Annotated in this window: 1 rRNA gene; it reads right to left on the bottom strand. The window is 49.6% G+C overall.

Features of this window, described 5'->3' with window-relative positions:
• A 16S ribosomal RNA gene (locus tag Q8G36_RS28945) occupies positions 1–200 on the bottom strand; the annotation flags it as partial.
• Positions 201–228: the final 28 nt, after the last annotated feature.

Here is a 228-nt window from a genome sequence, read left to right as displayed (position 1 = left end):
TCTCTCATGCGAGAAAAGAACATATCCAGTATTAGCTCCGGTTTCCCGAAGTTATCCCAGTCTTATAGGCAGGTTGCCCACGTGTTACTCACCCGTCCGCCGCTAATCTCAGGGAGCAAGCTCCCATTGATTCGCTCGACTTGCATGTATTAGGCACGCCGCCAGCGTTCGTCCTGAGCCAGGATCAAACTCTCCGAAGAAATGTTTGACTTGCTCATTTGCTTTTTT

The organism is Peribacillus frigoritolerans, from assembly GCF_030676415.1.
Lineage (GTDB): Bacteria > Bacillota > Bacilli > Bacillales > DSM-1321 > Peribacillus > Peribacillus frigoritolerans_A.
Note: the sequence above shows the minus strand (reverse complement) of the source record. Positions and strands in the feature narration are given on the sequence as shown.